Raw genomic sequence first — 23371 nt, 5'->3', positions numbered from 1 at the left:
CCTGGAGACCTCGATGCCCGATACCGCATCCGCCCGCCGGCCGGTCCCGGCCGTGGCGCGAACCATCGCCATTCTCCGCCACCTCGGACGCGCCACCGAGCCGGTCGGCGTGAACGCGCTGGCGCGGGAACTCGGCCTTGTTCCGAGCACCTGCCTGCACATCCTGCGCGCCCTGACCGACGAGGGGCTGGTCGCCTTCGATCCACATTCGAAGCGCTACACCATCGATGTCGGCATCCTGCCGATCGCGCGGAACGCCATTCACCGCAACGGTTTCGCCAGCCTGATCGAACCGCGCCTGACCGAACTGTCGGTCGCCTTCGGCGGTACGGCCGTCGCGACGCAGATGACGGACAGCGAGCACATGGTCGTCGTCGCCCTGTCGCGCGCGCCGCTGCCCTTCCGACTTCAGGTCGACCTCGGCAGCCGCTTCCCCGCTCTGATCAGTGCGACGGGCCGCTGCCACGCCGCTTTCAATCTCGGCGATCTCGACGAGAGCGCCCTGCGCGAGCGTTTCGGACAACTGAACTGGGACGACGAACCGGACTTCGCCGAATGGCAGGAAGACGTGGCCCGGACACGGCAGGACGGATTCGCCATCGACCGCGGTCGCTACATCGGCGGCGTGACCATCGTCGCCGTCCCCTTCTTCGACCGGCCGGAACGGATGAGCCACAGCATCGTCGCCATCGGGATCAGCGAACGGCTCGAGGCCATGGGCGTCACGGAACTTGGCAGGAAGATGATCGCCATCCGCGACCAGGTTGCGGCGATGCATGTCACCGGCGGCTAGAACCGGCTGGAAGCGGCCGCCCGCCTCGCTATCGGCCCGGCAGGTTCCGGTCTAGAGTCGAGCCACGACGCGGACGTTTGGAGGGCCGGAACCGACATGAAAGCCATCACCGCTACCGAGTTCGGGCCGCCTGACGTGTTCAGCTATCGGGACGCGCCGGACCCCGCGCCAGCGCCCGATGGAATCGTGATCAGGGTACGCGCCGCCGGAATCAGCTTCGTCGATCTGCTGGTGGCGCAGGGCAAGTATCAGGTCCAGCCGCCCCTGCCCTACGTCCCGGGAACGGAATTCGCCGGCGAGATCGTTGCCGTGGGCGATCAGGTCAGCGCATTCAAGCCGGGGGACCGTGTCGTGGCCGGCAACATGGGCGGCGGCTACGCCGATCTCTGCGCGGTGCCGGCAAAGGCCGCCGTCAGGATGCCCGACGGCATGAGCTTCGAGCACGGCTCGGTGTTCCGCGTCAGCTATGGCACCGCCTACTACGCACTGGTGCAACGCGCGGAGACGCAGCCCGGCGAGACGGTGCTGGTGCTCGGCGCGGCGGGCGCCATCGGCACCGCCTGCATCCAGATGGCGAAGGCGCTCGGCGCACGGGTGATCGCATCCGCCTCCAGCGAGGCAAAGCGGGCGCTGGCCCGTCAATGCGGCGCAGACGAGGCCATCGACAACAACGCCGAGGACTGGCGCGATCAGCTGAAGGCGCTGACTGCCGGCAAGGGCGTCGACATCGTTGTCGATCCCGTTGGCGGCGACGTCACCGAAAGGGCCTTCCGCTCCCTCGGCTGGAAGGGGCGGCATCTGGTGGTCGGCTACGCGGCGGGCTCGATCCCGAAACTTCCCGTGAACCTGGCCTTGCTGAAGGGCGCGGCGCTGGTCGGCGTCGATTACCGTCAGTTCGGCATCTTCGAACCCGACCTGTTGACCGAAAATCTGGCGCGTCTGTTCGAGCTGTACACCGCCGGCAAGGTCACGCCGCCGGTCCACGCCACGCATGCCATGGCAGATTTCAGAACGGCCATGAAATCGGTAATCGACGGCAGCGCCACAGGCGGCCGGGTCGTGCTTACGAACAGCTGACGCCCGCGCTCAGGCCTGCGCCGTCGCCGCCAGCCGCGCGGCGGTCTGGAACCGCGTCCGGTATTCCGCAGGGGGCAGGCCGACGGCCTCACGGAAGGCTTTGGCGAACGACGAGCGGTCGGCGTAACCCACACGCGCCGCTACGTCCTCGATCGGCATCCGGCTGCCCGCCAGCAGCCGCATCGCCCGCTCCATCCGGAGCCCGGTGACATAGGCCCGGGGCGCGATGCCGGTTTCCCGCTGGAAACGGCGCGAGAAGGTCTGAACGTTCAGATTGGCGAGATCCGCCGCAGCACCCACGAGGCCGGCATCGGCCAGATGCATATGGAAGAACTGCTTCGCCAGCGCCACCACGTGGTCGCCGCCATCCGCCTCCGCGGCTGTGGCCAGCGACCACTCGTGCAGCGCCTCACTCCAGGTCCGCCCGTAAAGGGTCGCGAACTCGATGGCCAGCGGCGCGCCATGGAAATGCGCGATCATGAACAGGCTGACATCGGCGGAATAGACCGACTGTCCACCGGTCACGATCTCGCGCCGCGCCCCCGAGACCACCAGCGTCCGCTTCCGCAGCACCCGGACACGGGGGTAGCGGGTCTGGAACGCCTCGGCATAGAGACCGTGCATGGCGCTTTCCCGGCCGTCGAGCAGACCCGCTTCGGCCAGACCGTAGGCGCCCGAGCACATGGTCGACATGAAGGCGCCCGCCTCGTGCTGACGGCGCAACCAGTCGCGCTCGGCATTGCCCAGGATCGGACCGTAGTCGGGATCCGACAGGCACCCGTCGTCATAGAGCGTCGGTACGACGACGGCGTCGTAGACATCGTCCTGGTCCAGCGCCGCATGCGGCGTCAGTCCCAGCCCGCTTATGGTCCGGCGGGGATCGATATCGGCAGCCACGATACGCGGCAGGAAGCGGCGGCCGCCGGACGGTCCCGGCGGCAACACGTTGACCGCCTGAAGGTCCTCGTAGACCGCGGCCATGTTGGCCATGCTGGCCTGGGGCAGCGCCAGGATGGCCACGCGCACGGGCGGCCGCGCGGCGGCCTCGTCGCCGGCTCGCGACGACGGCCAGGTGCGGTAGCGATCCGCTTCGACGCGCATCCGTTTCGCCCCCTGTTTGACGCCTGGCGACATATGACGCCGCCGGCCGCATTCCTAACCTCTCCGGGAACCCTAACACAGAGGAGTCCCGACATGATCGCCCGACACGCCGCCCTGCTCACCGCCGCCCTGGTCGCCACATCGACCGGCGAGGCACTCGCCGACGCCATGAAGACCTCCGACGCACCCTATGTCGCGACCTATCTGGTGAAGAAGAAGGACGGCATGAGCTTCGACGCCTTCAAGGCCTACCAGTTGGACACCCATGTCCCGCTGGCGCTGTCCCTGCCGGGGCTGATCGACTACCGGCTGACCTTCTTCCCGCCCTACGGCGGCGACGACCAGCCGGTCGACGCCATCGCCGAGGTGACCTTCGGGAACCAGCACGCCTACGAGGCCGCCATGGCTTCCGAGGCCGGCCAGCGCGCGCTCGCAGACCTGCCCAACATGCTGGATCTCACCGCCGTCATCGTGCTGACCGCGAAGACCGGCGACATCTACGTCGCCCGCATCGCGCAGGACTGATCGGGGGTCAGGCTGGCGGCCGGAACGTCCCGTCGCCCAGGCGGTGGTGCGTTCCGGCTCGCACGCGGGTCTGGTGCGGTTCTTGCGGAGCAGTTAGCCAGGACAATGACTGAGGCGGACTGGCGTGTCCGCCGGGACCGGTTGCCATGGCCAGCTTTTCGCTCGATATCCGCACGCTCCGCTCGTTTATCTCGGTTGTCGAGACCGGCTCGATCACCGAGACCGCGCGTCGTCAGGGCCGGACCCAGCCCGCGATAACGCTCCAACTCCAGCGGCTGGAAGACATGATCGGCAAGAGCCTGTTCGAGCCCGACAGCCGTCGGCAGAAGCTGACCGACGACGGCGAGATGCTGCTTGGCTACGCCAAGTCAATTCTGCGGATGCACGACGAACTGCTCTCGCGCCTGCTCAGCCCGGACATTGAAGGCCACGTGATCCTTGGCACGCCGGACCTTTACTCCGCCTATCTGCTGCCCGCGATCCTGGCGCGCTTCCGGCAGACCTTCCCGCGGGTCCAGGTCGAACTCCGATGCGCACTGAGCACACCGCTGGTAAGCCTCGTCCAGCGCGGCGAGGTCGATATCGCGCTGGTGACACGGATGCGGGACTTCACCGGGGGCGTCCTCGTGCGTCAGGAACAGCTCGTCTGGATCATGGGCGAGGGTCAGGACACCCATCTGGCCAATCCGGTGCCGTTGGCGCTGCTGCCGCATGGCAACATCTACCGCGATCACGCCATCGAGGCGCTGGAACAGATCGGCCGCAAGTGGCGGATCGCCTGCGTGAGCGAAAGCGTCGGCGGACTTCAGGCTGCCGTATTTTCAGGCATGGCGGTTACAATTCTGGCAGAAAGCGCCGTCGTGCCGGGGATGCGGCGCATCGGCGTCCGCGAGTATTTCCCGCCGCTGCCGAAGGTGGATCTGCTGCTCTACCACGCGCCGGGAACGCCGACACCGGCGGCGACGGCTCTGCACAACTACCTGGCGCGCTATCTCGGCAAGAGCGCAATCGACGGCGACCAGACCGACAGCACGGTCACGGCTAACGGGACGGCCACAGATGGCGCCACGGCCGGGCCGCCTCAAAAGCTGCAGCCAGCCGAATGATCAGGCCTTCGTCCATCCACGGCGCCACGATCTGAAGCCCGATCGGCAGACCGTCACGGTCGAAGCCGGCCGGCACCGACGCGGCTGGCAGACCGGCAAGATTGATCGGCCATGAGAAAGGCGACCAGCCGAGATGCCGGTCCACCGGCTTCCCGTCGATCGTGTCTGTTCCGAGCGTTCCCGCGGCAAAGGCAGTCACGGCCACAGTTGGTGTCAGCAGGGCATCGACGCGGCCAAACAGATCGAGGAACTTTCCGCGGACTTGCGTCCGGCGATGCAGCGCATCGACATAGTTCGTGCCGCTGAATGTCCGGCCCCTGGCAACGACATCACGGAACTCGGCGTCCGATTTCGCCAGAATTTCCGGGTCCCGGTCGCCGACGGCGCTGGCCTGCTCAGTGTAGCCGATGGGCTTGAGCACGCCTTCCAGGATGTCTTCAGGCAGGCCCGGATCGTCGTCCATGACTGTCGCGCCGAGGTCCTCGAATACACGGGCCGCCGCCAGAAACGCGGTCCGGACCTCCGGATCGACCGCGGCGTAGCCCAGATCGGGCGAACAGGCGATCCGGACGCCTTTCAGCGGCCCGGGTGTCACATCGAATTTCCGGCTCTGGAGAGGCAGGCTGACGGCATCGCGGCTGTCGAAGCCTGCGACCGTTTCCAGCAGCAGCGCGGTATCGGCAACCGTGCGGCCAATGGGCCCGGTATGGGCCAGCGAGCCCCATGACGGCGGAAAGAAACCTGGCGGGCGCGGCACGAGGCCGAAGGTCGGCTTGATTCCGAACACGCCGCAGAAGGACGAAGGGACACGGATGGAACCCACCGCGTCGGTCCCGAGCGCAAGAGGCCCTGCACCCGCCGCAACGCCGGCAGTCGCACCGCCGCTGGAACCGCCGCTGGTCCGGTCCGTGGACCAGGGATTGCGGGTCACGCCCGTCACCGGGCTGTCGGCTGTCAGCTTGTACCCGGACTCGCAGGTCGTGGTCTTGCAGGTCAGCACGGCGCCGGCCTTGCGCAGCGCGGTGACCGCCGCACCATCCGCCTCGGGCACATGATCAGCCATGATCGGCGCACCGCCGCTGGCGCGGACGCCAGCGACATAGATCAGATCCTTGACCGATACAGGCACACCGCAGAGCGGTCCCGTCGGTTTGCCGCTGCGCCACGCCTTCTCGGCTTCCGCCGCCTGGTGACGCGCCTGATCGAACATGGGCGTGACCATGATGTTGCAGGTCTCGTCGACTTGCTCCAGAGCCGAGATGACATCCTCGATCACTTCGGTCGGCGAGAAGCGTCCTTTGCGATAGCCATCGACGAGTTCTGTTGCCGGGAGACGGGCGAGTTCCGTTCCCGAGGCGGCTGGAGCCTCTGACATGTCTCCGGTCCTCAGGACGCTGCGGTCTGGATGGCCATGACGGCGCGCCGGGCCAGGACACGGACGAGATTGGCCCGGTAGGCGGCGTCGGCGTGGATATCGCTGTTGAAGCCGTCCGGAGAGATCCGGACCCCATCCAGCGCTGTCGGCTCGAAACGCTCATCGAGCGCCTGTTCCATCGCCGTCGCGCGGAACGCGGAGGCTGCAGCCCCGGTCACCGCGATGCGCACGCAATCCGGGAACCGCGCGACAAACACACCGACGATGGCGTAGCGCGAGGCCGGATTGGCCATCTTGAGATAGGCAGCCGCCTCGGGCACCGGGAAGGAGATCGACACGATCACCTCGTCGTCCTCGAGCGCGGTCTCGAACAGGCCGGTGAAGAAGGCATCCCCGGCGATCTCCCGGCGGTCGGTCGTGACAGTAGCGCCCAGACCGACGACAGCCGCAGGGTAATCGGCAGCCGGATCTGCGTTGGCGATCGAGCCGCCGATCGTGCCGCGGTTGCGCACCTGAGGGTCGCCGATGCCGGCGGCCAGGGACGACAGCGCCGGGATCGCGCCGATGACCTCTTCGGAAGTGGCGACCGCACCGTGTTTCGCCATGGCGCCGACCTTCACAGTCCCACCGCCTGCCGTGATTCCGGTCAATTCCGGGATCGCCGTCAGATCGATCAGGTCCGACGGCTCGACGAGACGCTGCTTCATGGTCGGCAGCAATGTCATACCGCCGGCAAATATCCTGGCGTCCTCGGAGCCACCCAAGAGGGCGACGGCCTCGGCGACGCTTCCGGGCCGGTGATAGGCGAAGGTCTTCATGCGCGCGCTCCCTATTCGGCAGCCTGACGGCTGGCCGCCTCGTTGATGATCCGCCAGACCCGGCTGGGGGAGGCCGGCATGTCCACATGGGTGACGCCGAGATGCGAAAGCGCATCGACGACGGCATTGATGACGGTGGCCGGCGAGCCGATGGTTCCGACCTCGCCGCAGCCCTTCACGCCAAGTCCGTTGTGGGTGCAGAACGTCGAGTGCGTCTCCACCACCATGTTCGGCAGCCGATCTGCACGCGGCATGCAGTAGTCCATGAAGGAACCTGACAGGATCTGGCCGGACTCCTCGTCATATACGCAGTTCTCGAACAGGGCCTGCCCGACGCCCTGGACGATGCCGCCATGCAGCTGCCCCTTGACGATCATCGGGTTGATCACCGTGCCGATGTCGTCGACGGCGACATAGGAGAGCAGATCGACGATGCCGGTCTCGGGGTCGATCTCGACCTCGGCGATGTGCGCGCCGCCCGGATAGGTGAAGTTCACCGGATCGTAGAAGGACTGCTCCTCCAGACCGGGCTCCAGCACCTCCAGCGGATAGTCGTGCGGCATGTGGGCTGCCAGCGCGATCTCGGCGAAATCCTTCTTGCGGTCGGTGCCCGCCACCGAGAAGGTCGCGTTCTCGAAGACGATATCGGAAGCGTCGGCTTCCAGCATGTGGGCCGCGATCTTCTTGCCCTTCTCGATCACCTTCTCGGTCGAGCGGACCAGCGCCGGACCGCCGACGGCCAGCGAGCGCGACCCGTAGGTGCCGAGACCGAACTGGATCTTGTCGGTATCGCCAAAGACGATCTCGATCTTGTCGGTCGGCAGGCCGAACCGCTCGGAGACGATCTGGGCGAAGGTTGTCTCGTGGCCCTGGCCGTGATTGTGCGTGCCCATCAGAACGGTGATGTCGCCGGTCGGATGCACGCGGACCGTGGCGCTCTCGAACAGGCCGCCACGCACACCCAGCGCACCGGCGATGCGCGACGGCGCCAGCCCGCAGGCCTCGATATAGGTGCAGAGACCGATACCCCGGAGCTTGCCGTTCCGGGCGGACTCGGCCTTCCGCGCCTCGAAACCGTCCCAGTCGGCGGACGCCAGCGCCTGGTCCAGGCAGCCCTCGTGGTCGCCGCTGTCGTAGTTGACCATCACCGGCGTCTGATAGGGATAGGCATCCTTGGGGATGAAGTTGCGGCGGCGGATATCGACCTTGCTGAGCCCCATGTCATCGGCGGCGACATCGACCAGACGCTCCAGCAGGAAGGTCGCCTCCGGCCGCCCGGCGCCGCGATAGGCGTCGACCGGCTGGGTATTGGTGAAGACGCCCTTCACCTCGCAGTAGATGGCAGGCGTCGTGTAGACTCCCGCGAGCAGCAGACCGTACAGGTTGGTCGGGATGTTCGGGCCGAAGGTCGAGAGGTAGCCACCCATGTTGGCGATCGTCTTGACCCGAAGGCCCAAGAAGGTGCCCTTCTCGTCCAGCGCGAGTTCGGCTTCCGAAATGTGGTCCCGGCCATGGGCGTCGGAAATGAAGGCCTCGGTCCGCTCGCAGACCCATTTGACCGGCCGTCCGAGCTGCTTCGCGGCGTAGGTGACCGCGGCCTCCTCGGCATAGTGGAACTGCTTCACGCCGAAGCCGCCGCCGACGTCCGGCGAGATCACGCGCAGCTTGTGCTGCGGGATGCCGAGCACGAAGTTGCCCATGAGCAGCTTGACGATGTGGGGGAACTGGCTGGTCGTCCACATGGTGAACTGGCCCGTGCCGGTGTTGTAGTCGCCGATACAGGCCCGCGGCTCCATCGGATTACCTGCCAGACGGTTGTTGACCAGGCTGAGATGGGCGACATGCGCGGCCTTCTCGAAGGCGGCATCGACAGCCGCCGCGTCGCCGACTTCCCAGTCGAAGCAGAGATTGCCCGGCGCATCGTCATGGACCACCGGCGCGCCCGGCGCGAGCGCCTCCAGCATGCCGACTGCTGGTTCCAGCACCCCGTATTCGACCTCGATGGCCTCGGCGCCCGCGGTCGCGGCTTCCAGCGTCTCGGCCACGACGATCGCCACCGGGTCGCCGACGTGACGGACCTTGCCGACGGCCAGTACCGGATGCATCGGTTCGATGGTCGGAACACCGCCCTTGCCGGTCACCGGCCAGGCGCAGGGCAGTCCGCCCACCTCGGCCGCCTGCATGTCCTCGCCGGTATAGACGGCGATGACGCCCTCGACCGCCAGCGCGCCGGAGATGTCGATGGAATCGATGGTCGCGTGAGCGTGCGGCGAACGCAGGAACATGCCGCGTGTCATGTGCGGCAGGCTGTGGTCGGCCACGTAGTTGCCGCGCCCGGTCAGGAAACGCAGGTCTTCCTTGCGGCGTACCGAGGCGCCAATGCCGGTCTGGATTGTCATGCTCCGCTCCCCTTCGCCGCATTCATGCGTTCCGTCCCGTCCAGCACCGAAGCGACGATGTTCTGGTAGCCGGTGCAGCGGCAGATGTTGCCTTCCAGCCAGTGACGGACGTCCTTCTCGCTCGGCGCGTCATTGCGGTTCGCGAAATCGATCGCGCTCATCACCATGCCCGGCGTGCAGAAGCCGCACTGAAGCCCGTGGTTCTCGTGGAACGCCGCCTGCATCGGATGCAGTTCGGCGCCTTTCGCTAGACCTTCGATCGTGGTCACCTCGGCGCCGTCGGCCGAGACCGCCAGCATGGTGCAGCTCTTCACGGAAACGCCGTCGACATGGACAACACAGGCGCCGCACTGGCTGGTGTCGCAGCCCACATGGGTGCCGGTCAGACCGAGCCGCTCGCGCAGCAGGTCGACCAGAAGAAGTTCCGGTTCCGCTTCGGCCTTCACCGGCCGACCGTTGATTTGGAGAGCGATCTGCAAGCGATCCATCCTTTCGTCAGCTCGAAGCCAGCAGGCGCGATACATCGGCCGGCCAGGTCGCGAGCGCCTGGTCGCCGACCTCGAAGGGATCGGCGAAGAAATCCTTTTCAGGGACATAGACGACGAAGCCCGGCACATGGGCGACGTCCAGCATCACCTTGACGAAGCTGCCCTGGTACTCCACCGCGTCAATGCGCGCCCCGACGGAGTTGGTGCCCGGCGGCAGTCCGTCACCGCCCGGCCGCAGCAGCCGGATGTGGTCGCGGCGCACGGCGAGATCGACGGTCTCCCCGTCGTTCAGCTTCCGCTGCGCCGGCAGCGGCACGAAGATGCCGCCGTGATCAGGCGCCCTCACCTCGACGGAAGCCCCGTTGACCCGCTCGACCTTGCCGCTGAGCACGTTCTGACCGCCGATGAACTCGGCGACGTACCGGTCCCGCGGCGAGCCGTACACCTCTCGGGCGGGTCCAGCCTGACGGATCTTGCCCTGCTCCATGACCACGACCGTGTCGGCCAGGGCGATGGCCTCCAGCTGCGTGTGGGTGACGTGGATGAAGGTGATACCGAGTTCCCGCTGCATGTGCCGGAGCTCGGTGCGCATTTCCAGACGGAGCTGTTCGTCCAGCGCCGAAAGCGGTTCGTCCAGCAACAGCACGCGGGGTTCCGTGATCGCTGCACGGGCGAGAGCCACACGCTGCTGCTGCCCCCCGGAGAGCTGACCCGGCAGGCGGTCGGCCAGAGCCGAGAGGCGGACCTTCTCCAGCATCTCGTCGGCCGCCTTGTTGCGCTGGGTCTTCGACTGCCCGCGGACACGAAGCGCGAAACCGACATTGTCGCGGACGCTCAGATGCGGAAACAGCGCATAGGACTGGAACATCATCGCCGTGCGCCGCTCGGTGGCCGGCAGACCGACAACGTTCTGGCCCCCGATCAGGATTTCGCCGGCCGTCGGCTCCTCATGGCCGGCGATCATGCGCAGGATCGTGGTCTTGCCGCAGCCGGACGGTCCCAGGAAGCAGCAATAGGCGCCGTCGGGGACCTTCAGATTGACGCCGTCGACTGCAACCGTGCCGTCGAAACGTTTCACCAGGCCTGCCAGTTCGATGTCACCGTTCGCCATTCCCCGCCCCTACCGAAAGGTGGCGCGCCGGGCGCGGCGCTTCTGGATGGCGGCGATGGAATAGAGGCTGCCGGCGATGATGGCGAAGGACAGCAGGGTCGTGACCGTGCCGAGGGCGTAGAGGGAAGGCGACGTGACGTTCAGGGTCATGCTCCAGATCTCGAGGGGCAAGGTGTTGAGCGGCCCGGCGGTCTGCAGGGTGCGGGCAAATTCGTCGTAGGACAGCGTGAAGCCGAACAGGGCGACCGCCACGAGACCGGGCGTCAGGATCGGCACCACGATCATCCATGTGGTCTGGCGGGCGCTGGCGCCGAGATCGCGCGCCGCCTCCTCCCAGGACCGGTCGAAGCGCGACATCACGGCGAACATCACCAGCACCCCGAACGGCAGGGTGAAGCTGAGTTGCGCGCCGAGACCCGACGTGGCCCAGTGGGTCGGCACGCCCGAGAACTGGAACAGCAGACCCGTGCCGATGGACAGAACGAGGCCGGGTGCCACAAGGCTGCCGATCATCAGATAGAAGACGAAGCCGTCGCCGCGGAACCGCTGGCGGAAACCCATGCCGGCCATGAAGGAGACGATCACGGTCACCAGGGTCACCAGCAGCGCCAGCATGATGGAGCGCTGGAAGCTGCCCTTCACGTCGCCGGTCCGGACCTGGCTGAACAGGTCATCGAACCAGTGCAGCGAGAAGCCTTTCATGGGGAAGACGAGACCGCCACGCACGTCCTGGAACGACAGGATGTAGATGCAGATCATCGGCCCGTAGAGCGCGGCGACATAGAGCACGAACAGCCCGCCGAGCACATAGAAGGTCCAGGGGCGCTTGCCGGACTTCATCGGGCGAGCTCCTTGCGGATATCGACCGTGCGCAGGATCAGGACGATCACCGCCATGACGGCCACGGTCAGGACCACGGCCGCGGCCGCGGCGGGCGGATACTGCAGCACCGTGATGTCCTCGTAGAGCGCGCCGACGATGGAGGCGGAGCCGCCGCCGCTCATCACCCGTACCACCAGGAAGTCGCCCATGACGATGGAGAGCACGAAGATCGAGCCCAGCGCGAGACCGCTGCGGGTCAGTGGCAGCACGACCAGCCGCACGACGTCCCAGCGCGTGGCGCCGTTGTCGCGCGCGGCCTCGATCAGACGCGGGTCGATGCGGGACATGGAATTGAACAGGGGCACGATCATGAAGATCGTGAGCTGGTGGACATAGGCGACCACCACCGCGAAATCGGAGAAAAGCAGGAACTCCAGCGGCTGGTCGATGACACCGACGCCCTGCAGACCGGAATTGATCAGGCCCTCCTTACCCAGCAGCGGAATCCAGGAGATCATCCGGATGATCGTCGAGGTCCAGAAGGGCACGGTGCAGATCAGGAACAGTCCGATGGCCAGCAGCTGGCTGCGGACGTGGAAGACCAGAAAATAGGCGATCCAGAAGCCGAGCAGCGCGGTGAATATCCAGGTCAGCGCCGCGAACTTGAAGGCCGAGAGGTAGAGCCGGAGCGTCAGATCCGACGTCAGCACACCGATATAGTTCTCGAAGGTCAGTTCGTAGATGAAGCCGCCGAAGCCGTCGCTTTCGAAGAAGCTGGCGATGGCGACGACACCGATCGGCGCAAGAAAGAACGGCACGAGCACCACCAGCAGGGGAGATACGTAGAGCCAGCCGGTGAGATTGCGTGAAAGTGTCATGAGTGCCCGGTTTCGCTGATCCGCCGCCGCGCCGGCTCAAGAAGCCCGGACACGGCGGCGGAAGTCATGGGAAGCTTCACCTGGATCAGGCGACCTTGAACTCGTTCCAGCGCTTGTTCATGTACGCGGCCTCGTCCATCAGCGTGTTCCAGCAGGAGATGTTGGTCACGCGTTCCAGGAACGAGCCGCCGTCGCGCTGGGCGCCGGTCTCTTCCATCGGCACGCCGTACGGATCCGGGATCGGCGCGGAGGCGGGCTTGCCCTCGTACCAGAACTCCCATTCTTCCGGCGTCAGGTACTTCTTGGCCGTCGACGGGACCGGGCTGTAGTAGCCGTAGCGTGCCACGAAGCCGCCCTGCCAGCCCGACAGATACCAGTTCAGGTACTCGTAGGCGGCTTCCAGCTTCTTGCCGTCCAGGTGCTTCATCAGCGCCATGCCGTTGCACCAGCCGCGATAGCCTTCCTTGTCGCCCTTCTTGTTCACGGGCGCGTAGATGCAGGGAATGTCCTTCACGCGGACCGCGGCGACGGCCGGCGACCACATCGACTGGATGATCACCTCGCCGGCGGCCATCAGCTGCACCGACTGGTCGAAGGTGGTCCAGGTGGCGCGGAACTGGCCGTCACGCTTCAACTGGATCAGCGCGTCGATCGTCTTGTCGATCTCCTCGCGGGTCATGTTGCCCTTGTTGCCGTACTTGATCATGTCGGCGCTCTCGAAGCAGAGCGCGGCGTCCATGATGCCGATGGCCGGGACGTCCAGAATGGCGGCCTTGCCCTTGTATTTCGGGTCGATCAGCTCTTTCCACTCGGTCACCGGCTTCTCGACCAGGTCGGGGCGGTAGCCGATGGAATCGGCGTTGTAGACCTGGGGCAGGAAGGTCATCCAGTCGGTGACGCCTTCATGCAGGTCCCGGGAGTCCTTCTCCTCGATATACATGGCCTCGTAGGGCGAGATGCCCTGACGGGACACGACATTTCCCTCGATCTCGCCCTTGGTGAAGATCGGCAGGATGTTGTCGAATTCCTTGATCCGGGCGCGCTCGATGCCCTGGATCACGCCGCGCTTGGTGGCCAGCTTGGCCTGCCAGCCCTCGACGTCGGCGATATCGACCGTGTCCGGCTGAGTGACGAAGCGGTTGATGGCGGCCGTGGTGTCGAGGTTCTGCATCGTCACCTTGAAACCCAGGTCCTTGGAGGCCTGGTCGCCGATCGCCTTCACTACCGAATAGGACACGCCGACATGGCGCAACTCGATGTCCTTGATCTCCTGCGCCCAGATGGTCGGGAAGCCGGTCATTGCGCCGGAACCCGCCGCAGCGCCGGCCAGCGCGGCCGCGCCCTTGATGATTGTGCGGCGCGAAAACTCCGGCGTTTCCGCCGCGCCTGTCACCTTGCTGTCCTCGGGAGTTTCATTCGAATTCTTCGACATTTGCAGCCCTCCTGCTCCCGATATTCAAAAATATCGAGCATTGATCGACGTATTCGGAAAATCTGTTTCCTAAATTCATCCTATTTGAGGGTCTGGAAAGCCAGAAATCGCAAATTCTAATCCTGAAAATAAATTTCAGTTATGATGTTTATTTTACGAGCACAATGCACCGAAACTGATCGATGCATGATATCAATGTGAGAAAAATTGGTGCAGCGCAGCAATACGCTTGGGTCGGATCCGGCCGGCAAGTGCTTGGCCCGACAGGGGAAATCGGATTCCACGGAATCCAGCCACCGATCCGACCGAACGCCGGCGGCGGTGCAAGGAAGGCTGCGGCCGGCAACCCTGCCCGGAGCGCCGAGGCCGGATCGCGGTTGCACGCCAGATTCTTAAGATCAAATCATTGGATATATTTGTGGCAGAACTTACGGTCGCGGGAACGGAACTGCGGGAGGAGCTGCCGATGACCTCGTTGCCGATGGAGCGCAACAATCTCCAGATCTTTCACATCAACCTGAATGTCCGCGATCTGGAGGCGTCGGCCAGGTTCTACGCCGCGCTCGGCTTCCGGATCGTCAACGATTTCGGCGTCGGCGGCGTGCCGACGGAGGCCCGGCGGGTGGGCGACAAGGACCCGGCGCTGCCACGCATCCTGGGTGTCGATCCCGACAGCCGCTCGCGGGCCATCCTGATGCGCCTCGGCGAAGATCCCCGCGCCACACTGCTCGACCTGATCCAGTGGGAGGAGCCCCGCACCGGGGGAGAGCCGGCTCATATGAGCCAGGCCGGCATGGCGCGCCTCTGCTTCAAGGTGAAGGATGCGGATGGCGCCTACGCCGCCGCACAGGCGGCCGGCGCCCAATGCCTGAGCGAGCCGCTGACGATCGACCTCGGCGGCACAAGGCAGAAGGTCTTCTGCTGCCTCGACCCAGACGGCGCCATTCTGGAGTTCATGGAGTTCATCAAGACCGGGAAGCGGGAATCGTCAGACTGATTTCCGGAGGCCGGGCGCCGGCGCCCTGACTTACTTGGCGCAGAACATCTGGTAGACGATGCCGACCACGGCGCGGGCCTCATTGCTGGACAGGGAGTAGTAGACCTGCTTGCCGTCGCGCCTCGCCTGGACGAGGCCCTCTGCCCTCAGGCGCGCGAGCTGCTGCGAGATGCCCGCCTGACGCTGCTTCAGAAGCCGCTCCAGCTCACCGACGGATTTCTCGCCCTCGGCCAGGGTGCAGAGGATGACCAGCCGGCTCTCGTGCCCGATCGCCTTGAGGAACGAAGCCGCACGGCGCGCATTCTCCATCAGGGAATCCGTATCGTCCTCGCGCTCGAGTGCTGTAATGATCGACATGGCTCTTCCTTCAACCCTCCGGCGGCAGCTTCTGCATCATCTGGCCTAGGAGGCCCCAGAAGAAGTCCTCGCCCGGATACCCTCTGATGCGCCCGATTTCCACCCCCTCGTGCATCAGCACGAAGGTGGGCGTGAAGCGTGAACTTTCAATATGTTCAAGGTCATCAGGCATCGGAGCGTGAATGTCCACGCGGCGTATCGGCGCCCGCCGGCCTTCCGTGGTCTTCGGATAGATCGGCCCGATGACCCGCAGCCATTCCTCGCACCAGTTGCAGTTCTGCTGTTCGAACATGATCAGTTCGGTGCGGCTTTCGCCAGCCGTCGACGGCCCGGACGCAAGCAGCACAACAAGGATGGCGATTGACGCGAACCATGGTTTCATGCCGCATAGATAGTGTAATTGGAATATTTGGGCAAACGACGTCATGGGATTCGACATCACGACGGGAGGCGCGCTGGTCGCGGGACTCCTCTCATTTCTGTCTCCCTGCGTGCTGCCCCTCGTGCCGCCCTACCTCTGCTACCTCGCGGGGATCAGCTTCGAACAGTTGACGGGCGAGGTCGAATTCGGCGACCGGCGCGCGATCATCCTGAAGGCTGTGCTCTTCATCCTCGGCTTCTCGACGGTCTTTGTCGCGCTGGGCGCTACGGCAAGCACCGTCGGCAAGGCGATCTCAGCCTATTTCGATGTCCTGGCAATCGTCGCCGGCGGGATCCTGATCGCGATGGGACTCCACTTCATGGGCATCCTCCGCATCGGAATCCTGTTCCGGGAAGCGCGCTTTCACAGCAGCGGCACGTCGGCGGGCTGGTTCGGCGCCTATCTGGTCGGGCTCGCCTTCGCCTTCGGCTGGACACCCTGCGTCGGTCCGGTGCTGGCCGGAATCCTGTTCATGGCCGGGGCGGAGGATTCTGCCGGCCGGGGCGCAATGCTTCTTGGCGCCTATGCCGCGGGGATCGGCATTCCATTCCTGCTGGCCGCAATCTTCTCCTCGGCCTTTCTCGGCTTTCTCGCCCGTTTCCGGCGCCACCTCGGCCGGGTCGAGAAGGCAATGGGCGCCCTGCTCGCCCTCACCGGCATCCTCATCATGACCGGATCGATGAACGCGATCGGGTTCTGGTTGCAGGAAATGATCCCGGCACTCGGGCAGGTCGGCTGAATCTCCACCACATTCAAATATTGCAATATTTGTGTTGATATGTCGCACTGCGTGGCGTAAGCCATAGGGCAATTCACAAAACAAAAGCGTGAAAGCTGCCTGTAGCAGGGCCGCAAACACCACCAGGGAGGACAATCGTGAAAGCTCGCATTCTAGTCATCGCCGCCGCGCTGGGCGCCGCCGGTCTGGCCAGCGCGGCGTGGGCCGAGAGCAAGGTCGCGCCGGACGACGTCAAGCTGACCGACGATCTGACGGTTCCGGCAATGCTGACCGACAGCGCCGGAGATCCGGCGGCCAGCCGCGCAGCGTTTCTGGACCGCAAGCAGGGCAACTGCCTCGCCTGCCACATGAACTCGGACATGGCGACCGAACCGTTCCATGGCGAGGTCGGTCCGCCGCTTGATGGGGCCGGATCCCGCTGGGAGCCCGCCCAGATCCGGGCCATCATCGTGAATCCCAAGAAAGTGTTCGGCGATCAGACGATCATGCCGGCCTTCTACCGTGTGTCCGGCTTCAACCGCACCGGCAAGGACTTCAAGGGCGAGACCATCCTGACCGCACAGCAGGTCGAGGACATCGTCGCCTACATCACCACCCTCAAGGAATAGTCCGGAAACATCGGAGGTTTCGGCACATGAAACTCAATCGCCGGGAAGCACTCGCCCTAGGCGCTGGCGCCCTGTTCATCTCGCTGACGCCCTTCAGGGGCGGCGCTCTGGCCAATACGGCCGACGAGGAAATCAAGGCCTTCACCGGAGGCGCGGATGTGGTGGAGGACAACATCGTCACCCTGACCGCACCGGAGATCGCCGAGAACGGCAACACGGTCCCGATCACCATCAGCGTCGACAGCCCCATGACCGCCGACAACTACGTCAAGCGCGTCCGGATCCTGGCTGACGGCAACCCGCGCTCCGCGGTCGCCACGATGCATTTCAGCCCGATGAGCGGGACGGCCGAGGCCAACACCCGCATGCGGCTGGCCAAGACCCAGAACGTCATCGCCATCGCGGAACTGTCCGACGGCACGTTCCACATGTCGAAGGCCGAAGTGAAGGTCACCATCGGCGGCTGCGGCGGCTGACGGAACAGGGGAGAACAGAGAAATGGCAGACGCAAAACCCCGTGTGAAGGTCCCGAAGAGCGCCGCGGTCGGCGAGATCATCACCATCAAGACCCTGATCTCGCACAAGATGGAATCGGGCCTGCGCAAGGGCAAGGACGGCAACCTGATCCCGCGCCAGATCATCAACCGCTTCACCGCCGAGTTCAACGGCGAGACGGTCTTCGCGGTCGATCTCGACCCGGCGATCTCGGCCAACCCGTTCCTGGAATTCACCATGAAGGTGCCGGGTCCGGGCGAGTTCACCTTCACCTGGGTGGACGATGACGGTTCGACCTACACGAAAAGCGAAAAGCTGAAGGTCGGCTGACCGGAAGGAACGGCGAAAGCCAACAGGGAGGGAAACATGAAGAAGATCCTGAGCGCCGGCGCGATCGCCGTGCTCGCAGCATTCTCGCTGCCGGCACTGGCGGAGATGGACACCGACAAGCTCGAGGGCGTGAAGCCGGTCAGCGCCGACCATCCGCTGCCGAAGATCATTTCGGGCTACCAGTTCCGCAATGCGGAAACCCAGGCCCTGCAGGACGATGACTTCGACAATCCCGGATTCATCTGGGTCGACCAGGCCGAACAGCTCTGGTCCCAGGTCGACGGCGCCGCAAACAAGTCCTGCGCCGAGTGCCACGGCGACGCTGCCGACAGCATGAAGGGCGTCCGGGCAACCTATCCGAAGTGGAACGACGCCAAGGGCAAGCCGGTGACGCTGGAACAGCAGATCAACGCCTGCCGGACCGAGCGCATGGAAGCGCAGGAATGGACCTGGGAATCCGACGAGATGCTCGGCATGACCGCCTATGTCGGCGCCCAGTCGCGCGGCATGCCGATGAACGTCAAGACCGACGGTGAGGCAGCGCCCTGGTTCGAGCGCGGCAAGGAACTCTACTACACCCGCTTCGGTCAGCTCGACATGGCCTGCTCCAATTGCCACGAGGACAATTACGGCAAGTACATCCGCGCCGACATGCTGAGCCAGGGTCACACCAACGGCTTCCCGGTCTACCGGCTGAAGTGGCAGAAGCTCGGCTCGATCCACCGCCGCTTCAAGGGCTGCATGGGCAGCATCCGGGCCGACGGCTTCGCCGTGGGCTCCGATGAGTTGATCGCTCTCGAGCTCTACGTTGCCTGGCGCGGCCAGGGACTTCCCGTCGAAGCTCCGTCGGTCCGTCAGTAGTCTCCTCCCCCGTCGCGGCCCCCGCCGCGGCACAGGAGCCGTGGGCCCCGGATCCACAAAGGTCCGGGGCCCTTTTTCTTCCCCGATGAGGCACCCATGATTTCTCGACGCGAATTCGTTCAGATGGGCATCGCTGCCGGCACGCTGCTGGGCGCCGGCGCCAACTGGTCCCGGCTGGCTGCTCAACAGGCGCTGACCCAGGACGATCTGCTCAGATTCGACCCGCTGGGCAATGTCACGCTGCTGCACATCACCGACTGCCATGCCCAGCTGGTGCCGCTCTATTTCCGCGAACCGACCGTCAACATCGGTGTCGGCGAGGTGCAGGGGCTGCCGCCGCATGTCACCGGCGAGGCGTTCCTCAAGCGCTACGGTATCGACCCTGGCACGGCAAGGGCCTACGCCCTGACGGATCAGGATTTCGCAGCGCTGGCGCAATCATATGGCCGCGTCGGGGGGATGGACCGGCTGGCAACGCTGATCAAGTCCGTCCGCGCGGAACGTCCGGACGCACTGTTCTTCGACGGCGGCGATACCTGGCAGGGGTCGCTGACCAGCTATCGCACCCAGGGCGAAGACATGGTCAAGGTCATGCAGGCGCTCGGCACCGACGCCATGACCGCCCATTGGGAATTCACCTACGGCACCGACCGGGTGAAGGAACTGGTCGAACAGCTCGGATTCGATTTCGTCGCCGGCAATGTGGTCGATACCGAGTGGGAGGAGCCGGTATTCGAAGCGACCGCCACCTATGAGCGCGGTGGCGCGAAGATCGCCGTGATCGGCCAGGCCTTCCCCTACACGCCGGTCGCCAATCCCCGCTACATGATCCCCGAATGGTCCTTCGGCATCCGCGAATCGCTGGTGCAGGAGCGGGTCGACGCGGCGCGGGCGGACGGCGCCGATCTGGTCGTCCTGCTTAGTCACAACGGGTTCGATGTCGACCGTAAGCTGGCCAGCCGCGTCAACGGCATCGACGTCGTTCTGACCGGTCACACGCATGACGCCTTGCCCGCCGCCGTCGAGGTCAACGACACGCTGCTTATCGCCAGCGGCAGCCACGGCAAGTTTCTGTCGCGGATCGATCTGGATGTGCGCGATGGCGAATTGAAGGGCTACCGCTACAAGCTCATTCCGGTGTTCGCCGATGTCATTCAGCCGGATCCGGAGATGGCGGCGCTGATCGAGAGCATCCGCGCGCCCTACAAGGCCGAGTTGGAGACTGTGCTGGGCCGGACGGATTCGGTTCTCTACCGGCGCGGCAACCTGAACGGCACCTTCGACGACGTGATCTGCAATGCGCTGATGGAACAGCGGGACGCCGAGATTGCCCTTTCGCCCGGCTTCCGCTGGGGCGCCAGCCTGATTCCGGGTCAGGACATCACTGTCGAGGACGTCCACAACATGACCTCGATCACCTACCCTGCCACCTACCGCACCGGCATGACCGGCGAACTGCTGAAGACGATCCTGGAAGACGTCGCCGACAACCTGTTCAACGTCGATCCCTACTACCAGCAGGGCGGCGACATGGTCCGGGTCGGCGGCATGGGCTTCACCATCGATCCCCTGAAGGAGATCGGCAGCCGGATCGGAAACATGACCATGCTGAAGAGCGGCGACCCGGTCGATCCGTCCCGCGAATATACTGTCGCCGGCTGGGCCAGCGTGAACGAGGGCACCGAAGGACCGCCGGTCTGGGATGTGGTCTCGGATCACATCCGCCAGCACGGCACGGTGACCGCAGAACCGCATGACAATGTGCGTCTGATCGGCGGATGACGCTGGACATATTCCAAATACAAAATATGATTGTGGAATAACAACGCGATCAATTCAGGGAGGTCTGAAAATGTCACGGGATCTCGACAGACCGCCGGCGGACATGCCGTCGCGGCGGCGATTTCTCAGCGGCGCAGCGGCGCTGGGCGCCGGCGCGCTTGCCGGCTCGGCCGCCAGGGCGGCGAACCCCGAAAACCTGCCCCCGCATGTGCCGGACTGGTCCAGATACCTCGGCGACGGAGTCGATGCGCGGCCCTATGGCATGCCGTCCGAACATGAAGCCCATGTGGTGCGCCGGAATGTCGAGTGGCTGACGGCCGACCCGGTCTCCTCGGTCAACTTCACCCCGTTGCACGAACTGGACGGCATCATCACGCCGAACGGCCTCTGCTTCGAGCGCCATCACGGCGGCATCGCCGAGATTGATCCGGCCGACCACCGGCTGATGATACACGGCCTGGTCGATCGCGACCTGATCTTCACCGTGGACGAGATCAAGCGCTTTCCGCGGACCAACAGGGTCTACTTCCTGGAATGCGCCGCCAATTCCGGCATGGAGTGGCGCGGCGCCCAGTTGAATGGCTGCCAGTTCACCCACGGCATGATCCACAACGTGATGTACACCGGTGTCATGCTGAAGGACGTGCTGGCGCATGTCGGGTTGAAGCCCAACGCGAAGTGGCTGCTGCCCGAAGGGGCCGACGCCTCGGCCATGACCCGCTCGATCCCGATGGAGAAGGGGCTCGACGACTGCATGATCGCCTGGAAGATGAACGGCGAGGCGCTGCGCCCGGAGCAGGGCTACCCGCTGCGGCTGGTCGTGCCCGGCTGGGAAGGCAACATGTGGATCAAGTGGCTGCGCCGGATCGAGGTCGGCGACATGCCCTGGCACCACCGCGAGGAAACCTCGAAATACACCGACCTTCTGGCGAACGGCAAGGCGCGGCGCTTCACCTGGGAGATGGATTGCAAGTCGGTCATCACCAACCCCAGCCCGCAGGCGCCGCTGACCGCGAAGGGCCGCAACGTCATCACCGGGCTGGCCTGGTCGGGCCGCGGCACCATCCGGCGCGTCGACGTGTCGATGGATGGCGGCGCCAACTGGCAGACCGCCCGCCTCGACGGCCCCAGTCTCGACAAGTCCGCGCACCGCTTCTACATCGATTTCGACTGGGACGGGCGGGAGATGCTGCTGCAGAGCCGCGCGATCGATTCCACCGGATATGTCCAGCCGACCAAGGACCAGCTCCGCGCCGTCCGCGGCGAAAATTCGATCTACCACAACAACGGCATCCAGACCTGGCTGGTTCGGTCCAACGGGGAGGCGGAAAATGTCGAAGTTTCTTCTTAGGACAGTTCTGACCGCGGGCCTGCTGGCCTGCATGGCGGCCCCGGCGCTGGCTGCGGATGCGGAACTCGGCCGCCCAGCGACGCCGGAGGAGATCGCCGGCTGGGACATCGACGTCCGTCCGGACGGCATGGGTCTGCCGCGCGGCCAGGGCTCGGTCGAGGAAGGCGAAGCCTTGTTCGCCGAGCAGTGCGCCGTCTGCCATGGCGATTTTGCCGAGGGCGTGGACCGCTGGCCGGTCCTGGCCGGCGGCATGGACACGCTGAAATCGGACCGCCCGGTGAAGACCATCGGGTCCTACTGGCCCTATCTCTCGACGGTCTGGGACTACGTCAATCGCGCCATGCCTTTCGGCAATGCGCAGTCGCTGACGCCGGATCAGGTCTACGCCATCACCGCCTATCTGCTCTATTCGAACAACGTCGTCGATGACGAGTTCGTGCTATCGAAGGAGAACTTCACCACGGTCCATCTGCCCAACGAAGACGGCTTCATCGAGGACGCGCGCCCCGACACGCCGATGCTTTCGGACGGCGAGCCGTGCATGTCGAACTGCAAGACCGACGTGAAGGTCACCATGCGGGCCCGCGTGCTCGACGTGACCCCCGACAATGATCTCGACTAGCCGGGGCGCACTGTTCGGCGGGGCGCTCGCCTGCCTGCTGGCCGGCGGCGCACTCGCGGCCGATCCTGTCACCGTCGAGCAGACCATTGGCGGCCGCACCGCGCTCGCCGACTGGGTCGAGGGCGATGGCGCCGAGGCGGGTACGCCGGTCGTCCTGCTGCTGCACGGCACGCTGGCGCACCGGGATCAGGAACTGATCGACACGCTGCAGGAGCTGCTCGCCGAGCGTGGTGTCTCGAGCCTCGCACCCGGCCTGACCTTCGGGCAGGACCGCCGCGAAGGCATGTATGACTGCGCGGTCCCGTTCCGTCACACGCATGAGGAAGCCGTCGACGAGTTGGCGGTCTGGGCCGCATGGCTGAAGGCCGAGGGCCATGGCCGCATCGTCGTCGCCGGTCACAGCCGGGGCGGCAACCAGGCGGCGCTGTTTGCACGCGCCCATCCTGACCTGACCGAGAAGCTGGTGGCAATCGCCCCTGCCGTCGGCCACGACGACGCCGAGCGCGACCGGCGCTATCAGGGCCGCTACGGCGCCAACAGGTCAGAGGTGATCGCGATGGCGGATACGGCCGGCGAACTGACCGATGTGCCCGGCATCGTCTATTGCCGTGATGCGAAAGCGACACCCGCGGCGATCCGATCCTATCTCGGCGGCGCCTTCCAGGACCGCGACACGCCGACGGTGATCTCCGGGCTGACGATGCCCGTGCTGGTGATCGCCGGATCGAAGGACACGGTCGTGCCCGAAGTGCCGGACCGCATGACCGGCATTGCCGACGGCAAACGTGTCCGGCTGGAGGTTATCCAGGATGCCGGTCACATGTTCCTCGACTTCTTCGCCGAAGATGCGGCCGATCTGATCGCGGAATTCGTCGCAGACTAG

The 23371-nt window shown here is 65.3% G+C and carries 24 protein-coding genes and 1 pseudogene; 14 read left to right on the top strand and 11 right to left on the bottom strand.

What is annotated here, in order from left to right; all coding sequences use genetic code 11:
* Positions 1 to 13: 13 nt before the first annotated feature.
* The gene (locus ACMVY4_RS12860) at positions 14 to 793 is read left to right on the top strand and encodes an IclR family transcriptional regulator (RefSeq protein ID WP_416896423.1); all 780 of its coding nucleotides are present in this window, start codon (positions 14 to 16) and stop codon (positions 791 to 793) included.
* A gap of 96 nt (positions 794 to 889) precedes the next feature.
* Positions 890 to 1870, top strand: a complete 981-nt coding sequence (locus ACMVY4_RS12855; protein WP_416896422.1) for an NADPH:quinone oxidoreductase family protein — start codon at positions 890 to 892, stop codon at positions 1868 to 1870.
* Between the two features lie 9 nt (positions 1871 to 1879).
* Here the strand turns inward: ACMVY4_RS12855 and ACMVY4_RS12850 are convergent, their stop codons facing one another.
* Positions 1880 to 2971, bottom strand: a complete 1092-nt coding sequence (locus tag ACMVY4_RS12850) for a GlxA family transcriptional regulator (protein ID WP_416896421.1) — start codon at positions 2969 to 2971, stop codon at positions 1880 to 1882.
* A gap of 93 nt (positions 2972 to 3064) precedes the next feature.
* Here ACMVY4_RS12850 and ACMVY4_RS12845 point away from each other — a divergent pair, with 93 nt between their 5' ends.
* Positions 3065 to 3496, top strand: a complete 432-nt coding sequence (locus ACMVY4_RS12845) for an EthD family reductase (protein ID WP_416896420.1) — start codon at positions 3065 to 3067, stop codon at positions 3494 to 3496.
* 146 nt (positions 3497 to 3642) lie between these two features.
* A complete protein-coding gene (locus tag ACMVY4_RS12840; protein ID WP_416896419.1) occupies positions 3643 to 4602 on the top strand; it encodes a LysR substrate-binding domain-containing protein in 960 nt (319 codons plus the stop codon).
* On the opposite strand, the gene ACMVY4_RS12835 is transcribed toward ACMVY4_RS12840, so the two are convergent.
* The 8 genes from ACMVY4_RS12835 to ACMVY4_RS12800 form a co-directional block, all read right to left on the bottom strand.
* Positions 4538 to 5977 carry an amidase gene (locus ACMVY4_RS12835; protein WP_416896418.1) on the bottom strand — a complete coding sequence of 480 codons (1440 nt, stop codon included), beginning with the start codon at positions 5975 to 5977 and terminating at the stop codon, positions 4538 to 4540. The two genes, ACMVY4_RS12840 and ACMVY4_RS12835, sit on opposite strands and share 65 nt — an antisense overlap.
* A gap of 11 nt (positions 5978 to 5988) precedes the next feature.
* Positions 5989 to 6795 (bottom strand): FAD binding domain-containing protein, encoded by an 807-nt coding sequence (locus ACMVY4_RS12830; RefSeq protein WP_416896417.1) that lies wholly within the window; start codon positions 6793 to 6795, stop codon positions 5989 to 5991.
* 11 nt (positions 6796 to 6806) lie between these two features.
* On the bottom strand, positions 6807 to 9194 hold the full coding sequence (locus tag ACMVY4_RS12825) for a xanthine dehydrogenase family protein molybdopterin-binding subunit (RefSeq protein ID WP_416896416.1): 2388 nt from the start codon (positions 9192 to 9194) through the stop codon (positions 6807 to 6809).
* A complete protein-coding gene (locus ACMVY4_RS12820) occupies positions 9191 to 9673 on the bottom strand; it encodes a (2Fe-2S)-binding protein (RefSeq protein ID WP_416896415.1) in 483 nt (160 codons plus the stop codon). Before ACMVY4_RS12820 ends, ACMVY4_RS12825 begins: the two co-directional genes overlap by 4 nt.
* 16 nt (positions 9674 to 9689) lie before the next feature.
* A complete protein-coding gene (locus ACMVY4_RS12815) occupies positions 9690 to 10793 on the bottom strand; it encodes an ABC transporter ATP-binding protein (protein WP_416896414.1) in 1104 nt (367 codons plus the stop codon).
* 9 nt (positions 10794 to 10802) lie between these two features.
* Positions 10803 to 11633, bottom strand: a complete 831-nt coding sequence (locus ACMVY4_RS12810; protein WP_416896413.1) for an ABC transporter permease — start codon at positions 11631 to 11633, stop codon at positions 10803 to 10805.
* Positions 11630 to 12493, bottom strand: coding sequence for an ABC transporter permease (locus ACMVY4_RS12805; RefSeq protein WP_416896412.1), 864 nt, complete (start codon positions 12491 to 12493; stop codon positions 11630 to 11632). The genes ACMVY4_RS12810 and ACMVY4_RS12805 overlap by 4 nt, the downstream gene beginning before the upstream one ends.
* An 85-nt stretch (positions 12494 to 12578) precedes the next feature.
* Entirely contained in the window at positions 12579 to 13925 is a 1347-nt protein-coding gene (locus tag ACMVY4_RS12800; protein ID WP_416896411.1) for an ABC transporter substrate-binding protein, read from the bottom strand.
* Between the two features lie 418 nt (positions 13926 to 14343).
* Between ACMVY4_RS12800 and ACMVY4_RS12795 the strand changes: the two genes are divergently transcribed.
* Complete coding sequence (locus ACMVY4_RS12795) at positions 14344 to 14922, top strand: VOC family protein (protein WP_416896410.1); 579 nt, start codon at positions 14344 to 14346, stop codon at positions 14920 to 14922.
* Between the two features lie 30 nt (positions 14923 to 14952).
* Here the strand turns inward: ACMVY4_RS12795 and ACMVY4_RS12790 are convergent, their stop codons facing one another.
* Positions 14953 to 15279, bottom strand: coding sequence for an ArsR/SmtB family transcription factor (locus ACMVY4_RS12790; RefSeq protein WP_416896409.1), 327 nt, complete (start codon positions 15277 to 15279; stop codon positions 14953 to 14955).
* 10 nt (positions 15280 to 15289) lie between these two features.
* The gene (locus ACMVY4_RS12785) at positions 15290 to 15706 is read right to left on the bottom strand and encodes a hypothetical protein (protein WP_416896408.1); all 417 of its coding nucleotides are present in this window, start codon (positions 15704 to 15706) and stop codon (positions 15290 to 15292) included.
* Between ACMVY4_RS12785 and ACMVY4_RS12780 the strand changes: the two genes are divergently transcribed.
* From ACMVY4_RS12780 to ACMVY4_RS12740, 9 genes and pseudogenes are all read left to right on the top strand, one after another.
* The gene (locus ACMVY4_RS12780) at positions 15705 to 16439 is read left to right on the top strand and encodes a cytochrome c biogenesis CcdA family protein (protein WP_416896407.1); all 735 of its coding nucleotides are present in this window, start codon (positions 15705 to 15707) and stop codon (positions 16437 to 16439) included. The genes ACMVY4_RS12785 and ACMVY4_RS12780 overlap by 2 nt on opposite strands.
* A gap of 134 nt (positions 16440 to 16573) precedes the next feature.
* The gene (soxX, locus tag ACMVY4_RS12775) at positions 16574 to 17047 is read left to right on the top strand and encodes a sulfur oxidation c-type cytochrome SoxX (protein ID WP_416900310.1); all 474 of its coding nucleotides are present in this window, start codon (positions 16574 to 16576) and stop codon (positions 17045 to 17047) included.
* 26 nt (positions 17048 to 17073) lie between these two features.
* Positions 17074 to 17523 carry a thiosulfate oxidation carrier protein SoxY gene (gene soxY, locus ACMVY4_RS12770; RefSeq protein ID WP_416896406.1) on the top strand — a complete coding sequence of 150 codons (450 nt, stop codon included), beginning with the start codon at positions 17074 to 17076 and terminating at the stop codon, positions 17521 to 17523.
* A 22-nt stretch (positions 17524 to 17545) separates the two neighbouring features.
* Positions 17546 to 17872 (top strand): thiosulfate oxidation carrier complex protein SoxZ, encoded by a 327-nt coding sequence (gene soxZ / locus ACMVY4_RS12765; RefSeq protein ID WP_416896405.1) that lies wholly within the window; start codon positions 17546 to 17548, stop codon positions 17870 to 17872.
* Between the two features lie 36 nt (positions 17873 to 17908).
* Positions 17909 to 18733 (top strand): sulfur oxidation c-type cytochrome SoxA, encoded by an 825-nt coding sequence (gene soxA, locus ACMVY4_RS12760; RefSeq protein WP_416896404.1) that lies wholly within the window; start codon positions 17909 to 17911, stop codon positions 18731 to 18733.
* Positions 18734 to 18829: 96 nt separating this feature from the next.
* Positions 18830 to 20515, top strand: a complete 1686-nt coding sequence (soxB, locus tag ACMVY4_RS12755; protein ID WP_416896403.1) for a thiosulfohydrolase SoxB — start codon at positions 18830 to 18832, stop codon at positions 20513 to 20515.
* Between the two features lie 70 nt (positions 20516 to 20585).
* Positions 20586 to 21866: a sulfite dehydrogenase gene (gene soxC, locus ACMVY4_RS12750; RefSeq protein WP_416896402.1), complete on the top strand. Its 1281-nt coding sequence runs from the start codon at positions 20586 to 20588 to the stop codon at positions 21864 to 21866.
* Positions 21847 to 22473 (top strand): annotated as a pseudogene (locus ACMVY4_RS12745) (c-type cytochrome); the annotation flags it as partial. The gene soxC and the pseudogene ACMVY4_RS12745, both read left to right, overlap by 20 nt.
* Before the next feature lies 1 nt (position 22474).
* Entirely contained in the window at positions 22475 to 23371 is an 897-nt protein-coding gene (locus tag ACMVY4_RS12740; RefSeq protein WP_416896401.1) for an alpha/beta hydrolase, read from the top strand.

Origin of the sequence: Minwuia sp. (genome assembly GCF_048007105.1) — a bacterium.
Taxonomy (GTDB): domain Bacteria; phylum Pseudomonadota; class Alphaproteobacteria; order Minwuiales; family Minwuiaceae; genus Minwuia.
The sequence above is the reverse complement of the archived record's forward strand: the minus strand, read 5'-3'. Positions and strand labels throughout refer to the sequence as shown.

Excerpts from the sequence above, each read along its gene's own strand:
- ACMVY4_RS12860 (WP_416896423.1), top strand. The coding sequence starts at position 14 with ATGCCCGATACCGCATCCGCCCGCCGGCCGGTCCCGGCCGTGGCGCGA.
- ACMVY4_RS12855 (WP_416896422.1), top strand. The coding sequence starts at position 890 with ATGAAAGCCATCACCGCTACCGAGTTCGGGCCGCCTGACGTGTTCAGC.
- ACMVY4_RS12850 (WP_416896421.1), bottom strand. The coding sequence starts at position 2,971 with ATGCGCGTCGAAGCGGATCGCTACCGCACCTGGCCGTCGTCGCGAGCC.
- ACMVY4_RS12845 (WP_416896420.1), top strand. The coding sequence starts at position 3,065 with ATGATCGCCCGACACGCCGCCCTGCTCACCGCCGCCCTGGTCGCCACA.
- ACMVY4_RS12840 (WP_416896419.1), top strand. The coding sequence starts at position 3,643 with ATGGCCAGCTTTTCGCTCGATATCCGCACGCTCCGCTCGTTTATCTCG.
- ACMVY4_RS12835 (WP_416896418.1), bottom strand. The coding sequence starts at position 5,977 with ATGTCAGAGGCTCCAGCCGCCTCGGGAACGGAACTCGCCCGTCTCCCG.
- ACMVY4_RS12830 (WP_416896417.1), bottom strand. The coding sequence starts at position 6,795 with ATGAAGACCTTCGCCTATCACCGGCCCGGAAGCGTCGCCGAGGCCGTC.
- ACMVY4_RS12825 (WP_416896416.1), bottom strand. The coding sequence starts at position 9,194 with ATGACAATCCAGACCGGCATTGGCGCCTCGGTACGCCGCAAGGAAGAC.
- ACMVY4_RS12815 (WP_416896414.1), bottom strand. The coding sequence starts at position 10,793 with ATGGCGAACGGTGACATCGAACTGGCAGGCCTGGTGAAACGTTTCGAC.
- ACMVY4_RS12810 (WP_416896413.1), bottom strand. The coding sequence starts at position 11,633 with ATGAAGTCCGGCAAGCGCCCCTGGACCTTCTATGTGCTCGGCGGGCTG.
- ACMVY4_RS12805 (WP_416896412.1), bottom strand. The coding sequence starts at position 12,493 with ATGACACTTTCACGCAATCTCACCGGCTGGCTCTACGTATCTCCCCTG.
- ACMVY4_RS12800 (WP_416896411.1), bottom strand. The coding sequence starts at position 13,925 with ATGTCGAAGAATTCGAATGAAACTCCCGAGGACAGCAAGGTGACAGGC.
- ACMVY4_RS12790 (WP_416896409.1), bottom strand. The coding sequence starts at position 15,279 with ATGTCGATCATTACAGCACTCGAGCGCGAGGACGATACGGATTCCCTG.
- ACMVY4_RS12780 (WP_416896407.1), top strand. The coding sequence starts at position 15,705 with ATGGGATTCGACATCACGACGGGAGGCGCGCTGGTCGCGGGACTCCTC.
- ACMVY4_RS12785 (WP_416896408.1), bottom strand. The coding sequence starts at position 15,706 with ATGACGTCGTTTGCCCAAATATTCCAATTACACTATCTATGCGGCATG.
- soxY (WP_416896406.1), top strand. The coding sequence starts at position 17,074 with ATGAAACTCAATCGCCGGGAAGCACTCGCCCTAGGCGCTGGCGCCCTG.
- soxZ (WP_416896405.1), top strand. The coding sequence starts at position 17,546 with ATGGCAGACGCAAAACCCCGTGTGAAGGTCCCGAAGAGCGCCGCGGTC.
- soxA (WP_416896404.1), top strand. The coding sequence starts at position 17,909 with ATGAAGAAGATCCTGAGCGCCGGCGCGATCGCCGTGCTCGCAGCATTC.
- soxB (WP_416896403.1), top strand. The coding sequence starts at position 18,830 with ATGATTTCTCGACGCGAATTCGTTCAGATGGGCATCGCTGCCGGCACG.
- soxC (WP_416896402.1), top strand. The coding sequence starts at position 20,586 with ATGTCACGGGATCTCGACAGACCGCCGGCGGACATGCCGTCGCGGCGG.
- ACMVY4_RS12740 (WP_416896401.1), top strand. The coding sequence starts at position 22,475 with ATGATCTCGACTAGCCGGGGCGCACTGTTCGGCGGGGCGCTCGCCTGC.